This is a genomic window from Roseofilum sp., from assembly GCF_982964205.1.
Window position 1 is genome coordinate 27,615 of the sequence record NZ_CEZBFX010000033.1, and the last position, 15,750, is coordinate 43,364.

Genomic DNA, 15,750 nt, shown 5'->3' on the forward strand with positions numbered 1-15,750 from the left:
CTTCAAAGCGGGTTTGAGAGAATTCGGCGTACCCAAATCCACTGAGCAGCCGAGGATCTCTTCTAGATAATGCTTGAGACCCAGAAATGTAAATAACCCAACTGGGCACTCAAATTCGACTAGCAAATCTACATCGCTATCTGGATGCGCCATATCTCTGGCAACTGACCCAAATAAAAACAACATTTTCACGCTGAATTGCTGTAATTGTTCGCGATGTTCTGATAAATTATCTAGAACGGCTTGCTTGCTTAACATTTTCCCATTACCCATTACCACACGAAGCGCTATATCCATAGAAATCAATCCGATAATCGGTGATTTTAACCCCAGTTTGCGCTTCAATTTGATCGATTAACTCTGGCGGTAGCTCGACGTGAATATCCAGAATTTTGCCATTATCTAAGCAATTAATGTGAGAATGGGGGTCACTAATATGACCGTAGAGCCGGCCATCGGCGCGATCGACACATTCAATGATGCCTTGGGAAGAAAGGGCTTCGAGATTCTGATACACTGAGGTATGACCGATCGCTCTTCCTTGCTGATTCAGTAGGTCATAAATTTCCCGTGCTGAAAGATGCTCTTGTTCCTGCCAGAGTAATTCTAGGATAAACCGCCGTTGACGACTCAGACGCATTCCCAGATCTTGACAGCGATGAATGGCATCTTCTAAAGAGCGGATCGGTTCTAAGGTGTTCGGTTCGTTGCTCATGTTCAATAATATGGGTTCTCCTGAAGAATAAACAGCATTAGGATTAGCTCGTCAGGGTAAAGTGCGATCGCTTTCGCGAAACGGAGTTTTATTACGTCAGCAATGGCTTGCATTATCGCTCTCCACTTGTCCTCGTCTTCCCCGTTAAAGTAAACTCATTACCACTTTAACTCAGAATTCCCTAGCCTGTCTTCGAGTGGAACAGTCGATTGAGGTGAATCGAGTCAGTAACAGGGGAGTCGAAACCCTAGAATCAGGGGGGAGTTGAGTACAATTTATTAAGGCGATCGCTATCCAATTGACTATAATGACCTATTGGATTTCTGATTCTGATGAAATCCAGTCTGCTTTTTATTTTCAAGTCTTTTATCCTGTACTGAGGAAATTGGTGTTTTTTATTGCATGATTAAATCTCATGATAAAAATCTGTGTTACTGGTCCATCTATGTTGAACACACCATTTACATCAAAGAAGGGAGTTGATTTTTTTGAGGGTAATCAGATCCAGTTTGTTGAAGCCAAAAAATCCGATTTAATTATCAGTGGAACCTGCAATAAGATCTTGGATGTTGCACTAAAGTTTGGCTCTACTAAACAGTATTTAATTTGGACTCAAGAACCTCGGTTTAGCAAGAATTTTAGTCAGGAAATTTCATCTCCTTTCCTGCCCAAAATAAATGTAATGAATGTCTACACAGGGATTTTCAGTGATAACTATTACTATCTCCCCTGCCTATCAGAAGAGCCAAGATTAGTCATAAAAAGAACAGGATTTGAAAACAAAAAAATAGTTTCGCTAATGACTTATCAGGCAGGGAAAAGATGGAGGCTGATTCATCAAGGTGCTGACATAGATTTATGTAACTTGAGAACTGAAATAGCACTTAAAGGTCATAATATTGGTTTATTAGATATTTATGGTAAGGGTTGGCCCAATGGGATTTCTGTTGGACAATCTAGAGGAAAGTTTTGGAGATCGAGAAAAATTGAAATACTAAAAAAATATAGCTTTAACTTGTGTTTTGAAAATACAAATTGGCCCTATTATTGTACTGAGAAAATATGGGATTCTATCCAGGGTGGATGTCTGCCAATTTACTATGGAGATGGCAATAAAATTTATGAAGACTTCCCAGAAAATAGCTTTTTGGACTACTTTAAATTTAGGAATCCAGATTTATTGTTTGATTATATCCAGGACATCAGAGAGGCCGAATTTGAAGAACGCATGCTCCTTTGCGTTGATGCATTAAGAAATGCTCTGAATCGTAAACAGGAGGAGCAGCCGTACCAAAAGGTTCTTGATAGAACTTTGCTTAGAATTCGTACGATACTGGGCTGGCAAGCTTAAAATCGGGGGGATTTGTGTGCCATAAGTTACAACAGTCGATCCCGACAAGCCACCATAAAATAGCTGGCAATTTCTTAGGTACAATCTACCTTGTTGCCGCAGTGTTAAAATAAATCTATTCGATCGCCAGTTAAAGAGTCAATCTCGTGACCGTTAGTCAAAATCTAGAAATCCTCAAACAGAGCCAATCTATCCTACACAATGGTAAAACCACCCTCGATACAGCTCTAGAGTTATTTGATGCCCTAGAACCGGTTAGCTTAGAATTTATGTTCGGTCGATGGCAAGGTTCTCAATTGCATACCGATCACCCCATGGATGGCTTATTAGAAGCCTCCAATTGGTATGGAAAAGAATTCATTAATGCTGAAACGGTACACCCTTTGCTATTTTTAGATGCCCAGGGACAAATTATTAAAGTTGCACCCAATGTTAGAGCTATGGAATGGATTGGCAAAATGCCGAAGATGAATCTAGCTATGCTCAAGCCTTTATTGGGTTGCACAAATTCTCTACTCAAAACAGAAAAAAGTCAAGCCCGATTACGGATGATGGAATACCGAAATAAACTCAGCGCGACGATGATCTATGATTATTTGCCGATCAATGATTCCTTTAGAAAAATTGACGGTAAAACTGTTTTAGGAGTGATGGATTTTAAGAGTTTGCCCCGACCTTTCTTTTTTATTCTCAAGCGGTCTGCTCAAAAATAATCTCTTCTCTAAATCGCCATGATTAATGACAATCCAGAATTAAAAACCATGTCTATTGAAATTAAATTGAGTGCTAAAGCCATTCAAACCTTAGATCTTGCCCCAGCTCAGGAGGCGATCGCTCCCCTATTAGCGGAAAGTCAGTTATCTGCCTACGAACAACAACTCAAATTTAACATTGAATATCCCTGCGAAGATACTGATCCCAGGGAACTCTCAGAAATTCCCGAAATTCGCCTCTGGTTTATCCGTTTAGATACCGTCTATCCTTGGCTGCCCTTCCTATTGGACTGGAAAGGAGGAGAGCTAGCCCGTTATACCGCCATGCTCATTCCCCATCAATTCCATCGCACTGATGGTATTCAATTCAACCCGGAAGCCCTGGAAATTTTTGTCATGTGTAAAACTTTTGTCTTAATGAACTGGATGCAACAGCAAGGAATTGAGGCGCGATCGCGCCTCAAAGCCATGACCCAAATGCTAGGCTACGAATTAGATGATGGTTTCTTTGACCTGATTATGAACCCTTAAAGTAAGTAATGAGGATTAAAACTGTCCCATATACCCTTGATAAATCCCGCCCCAGTTATCGGGATTTTGGGGATTAAAACCTAACCGACACCACTGTTTGCTCCAGTCTTCCCAATTCAGGCGGCGATCGCCATCAGAATAACCCCATAGCATCTCTTCCCTGATCCGTTTATGTTCGAGATCGTTCGGATTTTGGGGATCTTCACACAGCCAAACAGCCAGAGCCTTAAATTCAGCAAACAATCGTTGTTGTTCGGCATTCAAACGGCGTTCCCACAATGCTTGAGAAGTTTTTGGCCCTACAACACCATCCACCTTCAATCCCTTAAACTCTTGAAAGCGAATAACCGATTTTTGGGTTTCGGGGCCAAAAATACCATCCACCTTGAGGCTCCCTCCCGGTTGAGGAGGGACTCCCCAGTTATTGAGTTGAATTTGAAGCTTACCAACGCGATCGCCTTGACTCCCCACTTTCAAAATAGAGGAGTGTTCCTGAATATAACAGCCCAAACCGCGATCGAGTAAGGCTTGTGTTTGAATCCCAACAATGCCATCGATCGCAATGTTCTGAGCAGCTTGTAAGGCTTTAACCGATTCTGTAGTAATGGGGCCATAATAGCCCGTACTGCGCGTACCCCTAGGAAAACATCCTACTGCTTTAAGTCGATCCTGAAGCTCCACAACCGCAGGGCCATAATCCCCCAACTGCCACACATAATTTCCTAGGGTGGGAGACATTTGACTCAAAAGAGAGATGACTAAGGCGATCGCCAAAAGCTGCTGAACATTAGCAATCTGATCGCCATTGAAATCATCCCAAACCAGAGCGTAATGGAGGTAGGCTAAACCATCCATAAACACCATACCTATTGAAAAACACCACCATTCTATAGTGTCTACGATCAATGCATTGAACAGGGAAGATCTGCTTACTCCCAACTCCCGACTTCCCTCAATGTATTAAACATCAGTTAACTCTCCACGAGAAATTCACCCTAGTGGAGGAAGTCACGGTATCAATTCATCATTAACCTGAAAAGACAAGAGGTGGATAGCTCATAACTCATGGATACCAAAATCATAACTCAGGGATACCCAATTAGCCGATACAGTTTGCTCAGTGGGGCGATTGTCCTAGTGTACTTCATTGTCGCCTATATAACGACAACAATGATGGGCTTAGGAGAAATTTCTCCAATTTGTCCAGCCGCAGGGATAGCCCTAGGGGTATTAGCGGTTTATGGTATCGAGCTTTGGCCAGGAGTGGGTCTAGGAAGTTTGGCTTATGCCCTCATTTTAGGCGCTTCCCCTGTAGTGGCGATCGCTGGGGCACTCAGTCATATCACGGGTGCGGCGATCGGCGTTTATTTATTAGGGTTATGTCGATGGAAACCCATGCTTCCGAAACTCAAACCCATACTTCAGTTAGTCTTTTGGGGAGCTACGATCGGTACGGGGATTATGGCATTCCTGGATACCGTTTTGAGTCTATGGTTACAGATACTCACTTCGCAAATGGCTTTAGAGCATCTGTGGAGAATGTGGTTGAATGAGAGTATGGGAGTTTTATTGATTACTCCAATTCTTGTCTATGGGATCAGCCGTTGGTCTTTGGGGAAAGAGTCAATTCAGATTAACACTCCTGAATATTGGATAGAAACCCCGATCGCGATCGTCCTTTTCTTCGTGGTTAGTAGCTTGATTTTTGGTCTCCCCGATATGGGGTGGATTAACGATCGGTGGATGCTGGATATAGCTGATGCGCCCTTAGAATATCTCTGTTTTCCATTTATCGTTTGGGCAGCCTTTCGCTATGGGGCGATCGGGATTTTTACCACCAGTCTCTCGATCGCAGTTGTGGCTTTAATGGGTTTGAGTCAAGAGCAAGGTCTATTGATCGTAAGGGCAGATACTAGGCAAGAAGCCATCTTCGGGTTTGAAATCTTGATCGGATCAATTCAGATCACAGCTTTGATCTTGGCTGCCAGTTTAACGGAACTTACGGTTAATGCCGAGCTACTGCGCCATAATCACGATCGCTTATCGGAAGATATTACCCTTAGAGAAGCTTCGATTATAGAGTTAGAAACCACCTTGGAGCAACAAAAGCAAACCTTACAGGAAAATCAGGAGGCCTTAAGCCGCTCCAATCAACTGAAAAATTGTTTTTTTCAAGCCATTGCCCATGATTTACGCACCACACTCATGGGAATGCTGATGCTCCATCAAAATTTACTCAAAAAACCGGGAGAAACCCTATCGGTGAGTCGATCGCTCCTGCAACGGCTCACTGAAGGAGGCGATCTCCAATTGCGTAAACTCAACACTCTGCTGGAAGTGGCTAATCTGGATTCTAACTTAAGAGCGATCGAGACTGAAGCCATTAATCTCACTCTCGTTTTAGAACAGGTACTAGAAGAACTGCAACCGGATTTTCAAGCCAATGAGGTTCGCCTAACGTATCATCGGCCAGAGAAATTACCCCTCGTTGATGCCGATCCTCAGCAGATGAAGCGTGTGTTTGAACATCTGCTCTCCAATGCCATCAAGCATAATCCCCCTGGAGTCGAGATCCAGATTCAGTTCCAAACTCAACCTAACCGTGAGGTTTGCTGTTCAGTGACCGATAATGGCGTTGGTATTACTGCCGAAAAGCTGCCCTATTTATTTTCCTTAGATCCTCAAGCTTCGGACTCTCACACCAGCCATCCCTTAACTGGCATTTCCCTGGGCCTATATCAATGCGATCGGATTCTAGCCACCCATGGTGGTCAGTTAGGTGTTGAAAGTTATCTAACTCAGGGGTCTCGTTTCTGGTTGTGCCTTCCTGAGTATCGCTCCTCCTCCCCTTCTGTAAATTTAAGCTAATTTTAAACCCAACGTTAACCCAATCAGATTACGATTGAAATGGGGTGAAACAGATACTATTTTGGTACAACTTAATGCAACCGTTATTTTAGCGGGTTGAATAAAAATGCGACCTGACCGTATCTTCATGACTGATCCCAATTGATCCCTCCCTAAAAGTAGTCATAGATGATCCCTTTTTAAGATAATGCAGCATTTGATTGCTTCAGGTAAACTAGATTCTTTGTCAGTGATTGCACAGTATGTTTTAGCTGTAGCTCAGGAGGCAGGGTTAGATCGTAAATCCTCTTATAAATTGAGATTAGCAGTTGATGAAATCGCTACTAATATTATTATTCATGGTTATGTAGAAGCAGGCATTAATGGGGATTTAGATATCCGAGCAGATATGACCGATCGAGAACTGATGGTCTCTATGGAAGATACAGGCGCTGTTTACGATCCCACAGAAGAAGAGGAACCCCCTCATTTATGTTTGTCAATCGAACAACGGCCCTGTGGGGGGTTAGGGGTTTACTTAGCCCTGCAAAGTGTAGATCGGTTTATCCATGAGCGCACTGGCTCGATCAACCGTAATGTGTTTATTGTCAAACGGCAAGAACACTCCTTAGATCCGCTCTAGACTCAGAATTGAGCTGATGTGACTTCCTCTCCACCGCCAACCCAAGAAACCCTAAAAGTGTGGCAATTAAAGATGCAAAAGGCAAAAAGGAATGGGTTTGGTGGTTGCTATGCCTAAAATTGATCCCTTCTGAATCCTGTCAAGGCTTTTCCAGTCTTGTTTAGAGAGATAATCGAGTATGGCCATTTGTCTGATGTGTCAATTCTTCTCTGAGCTTACCTTTGCTTCTACCAAACTCAGGTTAGACTAAGAGCCAAATGCGCTAAATGTCGAGTGTTCGGTTGTGAATCGGATGTAGAAGGGTTAACCTTTCTATTGACTACTCCCTTGAACCTGAATCCTCAAGCCTATGTCCTTTAGTCTACTCAAGCGACTGCGAAGAAACCATTATACCCAAGCCATTGGCCGACGCAGTGGCAAATCTTCGCGTTTGAATCAGTGGTTTAAATGGCTCTCCCCTGGATTGTTCGTTAAGCGCTGGATGGTGATTAGCGCTGGGGGAATGATTCTGGCAACTTTGGGGTTGGCGATTTGGACGAAGATGACCCCAGTTTTTTATTTGCTGAGATTAACGGAGGCAGTATTAAGCGGTTTGGCTCAGTTGGTTCCGAATACGATTAGCGGGCCGTTGGTCGTGATTGGGGGGATTCTACTGATTTTGTGGGGCCAGAGTCAAACCGTGAATTCTATTAGTCAGGTGCTAAGGCCTCCTGGGGATGAGGAGTTGGTGGATATGTTGATGAACCATCGTCGTCTGCATCGGGGGCCGAAAATTGTGGCGCTGGGAGGAGGAACAGGGTTATCGACGCTGTTGCGGGGGTTGAAGCTCTATAGCGCTAATATTACGGCGATTGTGACGGTGGCCGATGATGGAGGGTCTTCGGGACGGTTGCGACGGGAGTTGGGAGTGCAACCGCCTGGGGATATTCGCAATTGTTTGGCGGCTTTGGGGGATGAAGAGAAGTTGTTGACGGAGTTGTTTCAATATCGTTTTAAGACGGGGGATGGGTTAGCGGGTCATAGTTTTGGTAATTTATTTTTGACCGCCATGAGTGAGGTTACGGGGGATTTGGAGCAGGCGATCGCCGCGAGTTCTCATGTGTTAGCGGTACGCGGTCAGGTGTTACCAGCAACGTTGGAAGATGTGTATTTGTGGGCTGAGATGGAGGATGGCCGACGGATTGAGGGGGAATCTCGGATTCCAGAGGCAAGGGGAAAAATTGTTAAGATTGGTTGTGTTCCGGAGTCTCCGCCAGCTCTGCCCGCCGCGATCGCCGCGATTGAGGAAGCCGATTATATTATTGTGGGGCCAGGTAGTTTGTATACGAGCGTGATTCCCAATTTATTAGTACCAGAAATTGTGGAGGCGATCGCCAAAAAACGGGTTCCCCGGATCTATGTCTGCAATATTATGACGGAACCCGGAGAGACCGATAGCTATACTGTTTCCGATCATATTCGGGCGATCGATCGGGTGGTGAAACGGCGGATTTTTGATGCGGTTTTAGTGCATAAACGGCCCCCTTCTGAAGCGGCTCTAATGCGATATGCAAAGCAGCGTTCCCATCCGGTATTTTTGGATCGCGAAGATGTGGCACGGTTAGGATATCGGATGGTGATGAGTAATGTCATGGATGAGGACGCGATCGCTCACAAAGTCCGCCATGATTCCCATCAGTTGGCGAAAGTCTTGTTACGTTGGTATAGCCGCGTACGGGGCTTGTAAAAGAAATCCTAGGAACAATATAAACGACTTCAATCGATCTGAAAAATATTATTCATAAATTTTAAACCATGACTTATGCCCAAAAGATCGCCAATATTTTCCAAATGACGGATACAGTATGGGAACATCATACGAATCCCTGGAGTTTTTGGACACGCTACCTGAGTTTACCTCTATTAGTATTAGCCAGTTGGAGTCGTCTTTGGTTAGGTTGGGGCGCATTAATTCCCATTACCTTAGTTTTGTTTTGGATTTGGATTAATCCGCGCCTGTTTCCCAAACCAGAAAGTACCCAAAATTGGGCTTCAAAAGGCGTATTAGGAGAACGGGTTTGGCTCAATCAAAAGCAAGTCCCGATTCCCAGCCATCATCAACCCGTGTTGGCGTTTACGAATACAGTGAATGGGGTCGGTTTTGCGATCGCGCTCTGGGGTTTGATTACCTTAACACTTTGGCCGACTTTGCTGGGTTTATCTTGGACTATTTTGGCTAAAACCTGGTTTCTCGATCGCATGGTTTGGCTCTTTGAAGACATGAAAGACCATCCCCAATATCGCGATTGGTTGTATTGAACTCAAGCGTATTCGCAATCTTTCCTATGAAATGCCTGAACAATAAGATTCAAAGGAACTATTGTGTCAATTTTTTGATAAATTTCATCTCTCCTTGGAAGTCTCCATCCGATTCAACACCAACGGGAACCCAGCCCAGATGTAAATAAAAACCGTAGGCTCTGAAGTTGGGATTGTTACCTGTCAGCAACCAAATCTCTTCAATTTCCTGCAACCCTAACCAATCTTCAGCCGCTTGTATGAGGGCACGTCCAACTCCTCGATCTTCAAAAGCAGGGAGAACAAATAGGCCCAATATGGTTTTTTCTGTGGCATTGGCAATAGAGAAACCAATGGGTTGACTCTCAATCTCAGCAACCCATGCACAACTATCTGTTGCTAACATTTGGGCAACTGACTCTGGAGTAATCCCCAGTTGAGCAATCTCTTCACGGGATTGATAATTTTCAACGACACTGGTTCTAATCTCAAAGAGAGTTTCAATATCATCGTGTTGGGCAATTCGGAGTTTCATAATTAGTTGATTCGATTGAGATTGATACAATCATGATTGGGATATTTTTAAAATTTGTGTATTACAATTCATACTCAACCAAAGCCGCAATCGCTTAACGAGAGAGGTTCTAATTTTAAAGAGAGTCTCGATCTCATCGTGTTGGGCAATTCGCAGTATGAAACTGCGATCGAGGGAATAATTCAATATTCTGCATTTGCGATATTATTTCCTACAATAAGCTGAAGTTGGAATTCTCCGTGTCTGACTACTTCGGAGATTTGGACAAATTTTCGTCTGAGGCATCGCTTTCCTCTTCCCCATCTACTTAACACCCTATTGTCGCAAAAACTCAGCATCCCATTCCGGCAAAGAGGGATTAATACTCACGCTAGAAGCAATTTCAAATCCCGCAGGAGTAGTTAACCGGGGGCGGATTTGGCAATACCAGTGAACTTGAGGTTCTTCTGCCTTATAGCGAGCTGCGGTATTGATGATGTAGTTATAGTCTGGATCGTTGAGTTTTGCCGATAACCGCGTTAAAATACTTTGTAGGATAGCGGCGAAATCTGCTTTTTCTGTATCCGTCAGACTGCCAAAATCCGCCTCATGGTGTTTCGGGGCGATCGATATCTCAAACGGCACTTCAGCAGCAAAGGGTACAAACGCCAAAAATGAATTATTTTCCTCTAGTATCCGCGTCTGCTCCTTGTACTCAAACTTGAGAATATCACAGTACAAACACCGCCCCCAGTCATCATAATATCGTTGTGCTTCCTCCTCGCGCCAGCGTCGCTGTTGAGGTACAATACTCGTAATGATAATCTGGGAATGGGGATGGGATTGGGACGCACCTGCTCGTTGTCCGTGATTGCGGAAGATAATCCCCATCATGCTCTCATGTTCCCGCATTAGATCGATGTAGCGGTGATGATAGGTTTCTACAATCAGCTCCACTTCCGATCGCTCCATGGTAGGAATATCCTTATCATGATCTGGACTTTCGATAATTACCTCATGGCGACCATAACCTGGCATCGTGAGGTAAATCCCATGGGAAGCTCGCAGGGTATTGCCTTGAGTCGAAAGTGCCGGATAGCGATTGCCAACAACACGGGTTTGCCACCCAGAACCATTAGCTTTAGGCAGTTCTAGTAAAATGGGTTCCTCTTCATGAGTCCCTCCAGGACAAAAGGGGCAAGGAAGGGGAATCGGAGGAGCGATAGTGCAGGCTTGTCGCCAATCTTGGGGACGGTGCTTTCTCTTGGGAGCATAGATGACCCATTCCCTGGTGACCTTATTGAGTCGGATGTGGTTACCTTCAATATCTTGCACTTGAATCCCGCGTCATGTTTGTTAGATTTGCCTACCTTACTTTAACGCCTAATCCTGCACTGAAACCGGCGATCGCAAGATTCACCTTCTGGTCACCATGCTTTTACGACTGAAGAGGTTTGGTTTAAGACTTGAGCGATAACAGATTTTCAAGTGTGTTCAGCATCATTTTTGCCTCATCCTGGTGTTCAAGGATTGGAATTTTACGTTTTGTCAACATCTAGTACTGTAAAGCACCTGCGATTGCTTTTATGTTACAATGATATCCATGACATCCATGTATATTGCTAGTCTTTTTACACTCAGCAAAAAATACTCAAGGACTGTAAATTAATTTCAATACTACCCTAGATTTGTCCAATTTCACTCAGGGAACCCTCGCTTGACCTCCATATTTCACCCCATCTTTTAACCTTATTTTACCTCGACTGTTAACCATGAATACCCCATTCAATATTAGCTTGCGTCCCTCTCGACACTGGACGATCGCTCAAGAAGAATCCGTTTATTTCCCCACATCCATTCAAGCTCATGGTGTCTTATTAGTCTTAACTGAGCCAGATTTCACCCTCATACAAGTTAGTGAAAACACTGAGCATTTTTTAGGCTATCCTCCAGAATCTCTCCTCAATCAACCTTTGTCCGTATTATTAGACTCCTCCCAACTGAACCTGCTTCAAAATCATTTAGCATATCTGAGTGTTGATGCAAATAATCCACTTCAACTAAAAATTAAGGGCATGGGAGAGACTGGGTTTAGTGGTATGATTCATCATCAAGATAGTTGCCTGATTCTAGAATTAGAAAAAAGCAGCGATCGAGGTTTGAATCAGTCCCTTAGTTTTTATCATCTGACTAAAGAATGTGCCATCAAACTGAATACAGCTCAAACATTGGAAGAAGTCTGTGAAGTCGCGGCTGAAAATATTCGTAGAATCACGAATTTTGACCGAGTAATGCTTTACAAGTTTCATGAAGATCATCATGGCAGTGTGATTGCTGAATCTAAACGGGAAGATCTAGAGTCCTATTTAGGTTTACATTATCCCGATATTGATATTCCTGAAACTGTTAGAAATTCATTCCTCAAAGATCGATTGAGAATTATTTTTGATACCCGTACAGATGCCGTAAAAATGATCCCTGATATCAGTCTTTTAACTCGGAATAAACCTGATTTGAAAGGGTCATATTTAAGAAGTGTATCTCATTGTCATCTGCAATATTTGAAAAACATGGGCGTGCGCTCCTCAATGACGATTTCTTTAATTCAAGATCAAAAACTTTGGGGGTTAATTGCCTGCCATCATTATGATACTCCCATTTCCATCTCTTATGAACAAAGATTTACCTGTGAGTTTTTAGCCCAGTCCTTATCTTTGGAATTGGGGCATAAAGAATATGATGGCGATTATGAATACAAGCTCGATCTCAAAGATGTCCAATCCTGTTTATTGGAATCGATGTCTAATGCCGAAAATTATGTGGATGGATTGGTTGAAAATCAACAAAATCTCTTAGATTTAGTAGGAGCAACAGGGGTGGCAGTTGGCTTAGACGATCGCTGGATTTTGATTGGAGAAACTCCCGACAGCACCTATGTGCAAAAACTCATACAAAATCTCGGCTTCTATATGGGAGATGCCCGTTTTTTCCATACTGCTTGTTTGGCTAATATCGATCCTCAATCCACCGCCTATAAAGATGTGGCTAGTGGGATATTAGCAATTAAAATCACAGCGACTAAAGATAAATATTTGATTTGGTTTCGCCCAGAAATGGTGCAGACGGTCAATTGGGCAGGTAATCCAGAGGATTCCTTAAAAAACAGCAAAAAGAATGTTTTTCTTTGCCCTAGGCAATCTTTTGAGTTATGGAAAGAGACGGTAATTTTACAATCTTCTGCGTGGAAAAAATGTGAGATAGATGCAGCTTTAAGCCTGCAAAAGTCCATCATCAAAATTGTCTTAAAAAAAGCAGATGAACTTGCCAAAGTAAATGAAGCATTGAAAATATCAGAGGTAAGAGAAAAAGAAAGAGCCATGCAACTTGAACAAACGCTTCAGGAACTAAAACAGGCTCAAACCCACTTAATCCAAAATGAGAAAATGTCCAGTTTAGGGCAATTAGTCGCTGGAATTGCCCATGAGATTAATAATCCGGTTAATTTCATTTATGGTAATCTTTCCCATGCCGATAATTATATCCAAGATTTACTCTCGGTTCTTGAGCTTTATCAGGAGTTTTATCCTGCCCCCCCTGAAGAGCTAGAGGAAGAATGTGAAGCAGTAGATTTAGAATTTTTAGTTGAAGATTTACCTAAATTACTGAAGTCAATGCACATTGGAGCCGATCGCATTCGGGGTATTGTACGCTCATTACGCAATTTCTCTCGTCTTGATGAGAGTGAAGTGAAAGCGGTAGATATCCATGAAGGAATGGATAGCACGTTGTTGATCTTAAATAATCGACTTAAATCTAAATCCCATCGCCCAGAAATTAAAGTTCTGAAAGATTATAGCAATTTGCCTTTGCTCGAATGCTATCCCAGTCAGTTGAATCAGGTATTTATGAATTTAATTGCGAATGCCATTGATGCCTTAGAGGAAGCCAATCTAAAACAGAATTTGAGTTATGAGGCGTTAGAGGCTGATCCTAACCAAATTAAGATTTCAACTTCCCTATCTGCTTCCAAAGATACAGGCAAAGATTGGGTAGTGATTGAGATTGAAGATAATGCCTTAGGTATTCCGGAAGATTTGCACTCTCGGTTATTTGATCCATTTTTTACAACTAAACCGATCGGTAAGGGGACAGGAATTGGATTAGCCATTAGTTACCAGATTGTGGTGGAGAGGCATCAAGGAAAACTAACCTGCGCGTCTACGATGGGAGAGGGCACAACGTTCCGTATTGAAATCCCGGTAGAAAAATCAACAATCAACAATTAACAATTATTTTACCAATCATCTCTCTCTGGATCTAGGTCTTCAGACCAATCATCTTGCTGAGTAAGATTGGGGGGAAGGGGTTCGGGAACCTTGAGGGACGAAATGGGGGGAGTCCAAGAAGAGGATAGGGCTGTAGAATCGTTTTCTTCAGACGGTTCAGATGTGGCTTGGGTGAGGGGATGGACGACGCGATCGATCGCATCTTGAATGAAGGCTTTGACAAATTCATCCCGTTTGTTGAGTTTGAATTGACGTTGTACAACTTCTGTAATTCCACCGTCTCCCCAATCTTGATCTTGGCGGAAATATTCGATAAAGCTTTTACCGGCAATGCGGGTTAAATAGGCGGCGGTGACTCCTTGAATGGCTTTACCGATAATGAAGGTGGCGACGTTTAATTGTAGAGCAGTAGTCACTAATTTTAACGCTCCTTCCACGATACCTAAACTGGTTAGGGTTTTGGCTAATGAGAGGGCTAATTCTCGTCCCCGTTCCATGTTTAATTCGCAGCCATAGATCCGCCCTAATTCGATTACCATTTGAGCATTGACGGCTGCTGTCGCTAATAAATCGACCACGGGTAGGGGGGTTACGGCGATCGCCCCGGCACCGATCCATTGGAACTGTTCCACTGTCTTATCGGCTTGGCGCTTGCGCTGGGTATCCAAAATCCGCCGGGCATCGTCGCCTAGGGCACTGGCTTGCATCAAAATGTTATCGGCAACCAAATCTTCACCTTCGGCTCTGAGAACGGCGGCTAGGCGGCGGATTAGGGGTAAAATAACAGGGTCTGGAACCACTAAATCGCCGGAGGGTAAGACGGCAGCTTGGGGATTAGCGGCGATCGCCAACACGTCACTGCTGCTCATCAGCCTCTGTACCCGTTGTCGTAAGCGGCTGAGAATCCGCTCCTGGTCTTCATCTGTATACAAATCGGTCTTATTGAACACCAATAAAGAGCGCTTACCAATTTGGGCTAAGGCTTGCAGGGGTTCATATTCTGATTGACGCAAATCATTATCGACCACAAATAGCAGTAAATCGGCTTGAGTAGCTAACTGGCGAGCAATTTGGGCGCGATCGCTGCCTTCTTCCCCAATCTCCAGAATACCGGGGGTATCGGTAATCAGGATTTCCCGGTTTAATCCTCTTAAAGGTAAATGATAGGTTTGCCCCTCTTGAGTCGTTCCAATTGTCGGCTGCACTTGACCCACCATTTGTCCCAATAAGCCATTAATCACCGAAGTTTTACCCGATGAACCTGTGCCAAAGACAACGACGCGTACATTCCGACCTTGGAGACTCGATTCTATTTGCCGCGATCGCTCTAACAAGGCTTCCCGTGCCACCCGATCCTGAATCTTATCCATCTGTTGGCGTACTGCTTTCAGGGTTTCGGCGGCTGCCTCTTTTTTTTCTGTGGGAACCTTCACCACCCTTTGACTGCCGCTTTTAGAGGTTTTTCCCCCTTGAAACATCCAGGCATAATAGATGACACCAGCCAGCAACACCCCCAAAAGAGCAACGATTAACAATAAAACCACAGTTCCCAAGAGCGGGGACGTATAGGAAATTTGTAGGTAAAACCAGCGCAGGGCATCAATGAACCACAGCATTAGCCCTAAAACCAGCGTAATACCGACAATAAGAATCAGGAGGCGAGGCAGGGGCATTGGGGGAGTAGGCGAATGGGGAAATGGAGGAATGGGGAACAGTTCACCCCTGGTTAAGCAGAATAGAATTTAGAACATGGTATTACTTCCCTGTTCCTTGATAGGTTGACATACTCCCCGACCTGAAGGTACGGGGATTCTCCGCTCAAACAGCAATAGCAGTCTGGGACTGTCTGACATCGCCTAACGAATCAGTTGAT

14 protein-coding genes are annotated in these 15,750 nt (G+C 43.8%); 8 read left to right on the forward strand and 6 right to left on the reverse strand.

Annotation, left to right across the window (positions count from 1 at the left end):
- Both AC3A14_RS10660 and AC3A14_RS10665 read right to left on the reverse strand, forming a co-directional pair.
- Positions 1-258 (reverse strand): nucleotidyltransferase family protein (locus AC3A14_RS10660; RefSeq protein ID WP_487778998.1); only part of this gene is annotated, 258 nt, incomplete at its 3' end.
- Between the two features lie 7 nt (positions 259-265).
- Entirely contained in the window at positions 266-715 is a 450-nt protein-coding gene (locus AC3A14_RS10665) for a Fur family transcriptional regulator (protein ID WP_318719238.1), read from the reverse strand.
- A gap of 445 nt (positions 716-1,160) precedes the next feature.
- Here AC3A14_RS10665 and AC3A14_RS10670 point away from each other — a divergent pair, with 445 nt between their 5' ends.
- The 3 genes from AC3A14_RS10670 (at position 1,161) to AC3A14_RS10680 (ending at position 3,310) form a co-directional block, all read left to right on the forward strand.
- On the forward strand, positions 1,161-2,066 hold the full coding sequence (locus AC3A14_RS10670) for a glycosyltransferase family 10 domain-containing protein (protein WP_318732656.1): 906 nt from the start codon (positions 1,161-1,163) through the stop codon (positions 2,064-2,066).
- A gap of 146 nt (positions 2,067-2,212) precedes the next feature.
- A complete protein-coding gene (locus AC3A14_RS10675; RefSeq protein ID WP_318719236.1) occupies positions 2,213-2,779 on the forward strand; it encodes a DUF4334 domain-containing protein in 567 nt (188 codons plus the stop codon).
- Positions 2,780-2,827: 48 nt separating this feature from the next.
- Entirely contained in the window at positions 2,828-3,310 is a 483-nt protein-coding gene (locus AC3A14_RS10680; protein ID WP_318732657.1) for a CRR6 family NdhI maturation factor, read from the forward strand.
- A gap of 15 nt (positions 3,311-3,325) precedes the next feature.
- Here the strand turns inward: AC3A14_RS10680 and AC3A14_RS10685 are convergent, their stop codons facing one another.
- Entirely contained in the window at positions 3,326-4,165 is an 840-nt protein-coding gene (locus AC3A14_RS10685) for a peptidoglycan-binding domain-containing protein (RefSeq protein WP_318732658.1), read from the reverse strand.
- 210 nt (positions 4,166-4,375) lie between these two features.
- Between AC3A14_RS10685 and AC3A14_RS10690 the strand changes: the two genes are divergently transcribed.
- The 4 genes from AC3A14_RS10690 to AC3A14_RS10705 all read left to right on the forward strand — a co-directional run bounded on the left by AC3A14_RS10690 (position 4,376) and on the right by AC3A14_RS10705 (position 9,098).
- On the forward strand, positions 4,376-6,178 hold the full coding sequence (locus tag AC3A14_RS10690; RefSeq protein WP_318732659.1) for a sensor histidine kinase: 1,803 nt from the start codon (positions 4,376-4,378) through the stop codon (positions 6,176-6,178).
- A gap of 187 nt (positions 6,179-6,365) precedes the next feature.
- Entirely contained in the window at positions 6,366-6,800 is a 435-nt protein-coding gene (locus tag AC3A14_RS10695; protein ID WP_318719230.1) for an ATP-binding protein, read from the forward strand.
- Positions 6,801-7,149: 349 nt separating this feature from the next.
- Positions 7,150-8,526: a gluconeogenesis factor YvcK family protein gene (locus AC3A14_RS10700; RefSeq protein ID WP_318732660.1), complete on the forward strand. Its 1,377-nt coding sequence runs from the start codon at positions 7,150-7,152 to the stop codon at positions 8,524-8,526.
- Positions 8,527-8,594: 68 nt separating this feature from the next.
- Positions 8,595-9,098, forward strand: coding sequence for a DUF6653 family protein (locus AC3A14_RS10705; RefSeq protein ID WP_318732661.1), 504 nt, complete (start codon positions 8,595-8,597; stop codon positions 9,096-9,098).
- 58 nt (positions 9,099-9,156) lie between these two features.
- On the opposite strand, the gene AC3A14_RS10710 is transcribed toward AC3A14_RS10705, so the two are convergent.
- Positions 9,157-9,612 (reverse strand): GNAT family N-acetyltransferase, encoded by a 456-nt coding sequence (locus tag AC3A14_RS10710; protein ID WP_318732662.1) that lies wholly within the window; start codon positions 9,610-9,612, stop codon positions 9,157-9,159.
- Between the two features lie 315 nt (positions 9,613-9,927).
- Positions 9,928-10,917, reverse strand: a complete 990-nt coding sequence (gene galT, locus AC3A14_RS10715) for a galactose-1-phosphate uridylyltransferase (RefSeq protein ID WP_413039054.1) — start codon at positions 10,915-10,917, stop codon at positions 9,928-9,930.
- 446 nt (positions 10,918-11,363) lie between these two features.
- On the opposite strand from galT, the gene AC3A14_RS10720 reads away from it, so the two are divergent.
- Positions 11,364-13,877 carry an ATP-binding protein gene (locus tag AC3A14_RS10720; protein ID WP_318732663.1) on the forward strand — a complete coding sequence of 838 codons (2,514 nt, stop codon included), beginning with the start codon at positions 11,364-11,366 and terminating at the stop codon, positions 13,875-13,877.
- A gap of 8 nt (positions 13,878-13,885) precedes the next feature.
- Here the strand turns inward: AC3A14_RS10720 and AC3A14_RS10725 are convergent, their stop codons facing one another.
- The gene (locus AC3A14_RS10725; RefSeq protein ID WP_318732664.1) at positions 13,886-15,550 is read right to left on the reverse strand and encodes a YcjF family protein; all 1,665 of its coding nucleotides are present in this window, start codon (positions 15,548-15,550) and stop codon (positions 13,886-13,888) included.
- Between the last annotated feature and the right edge of the window lie 200 nt (positions 15,551-15,750).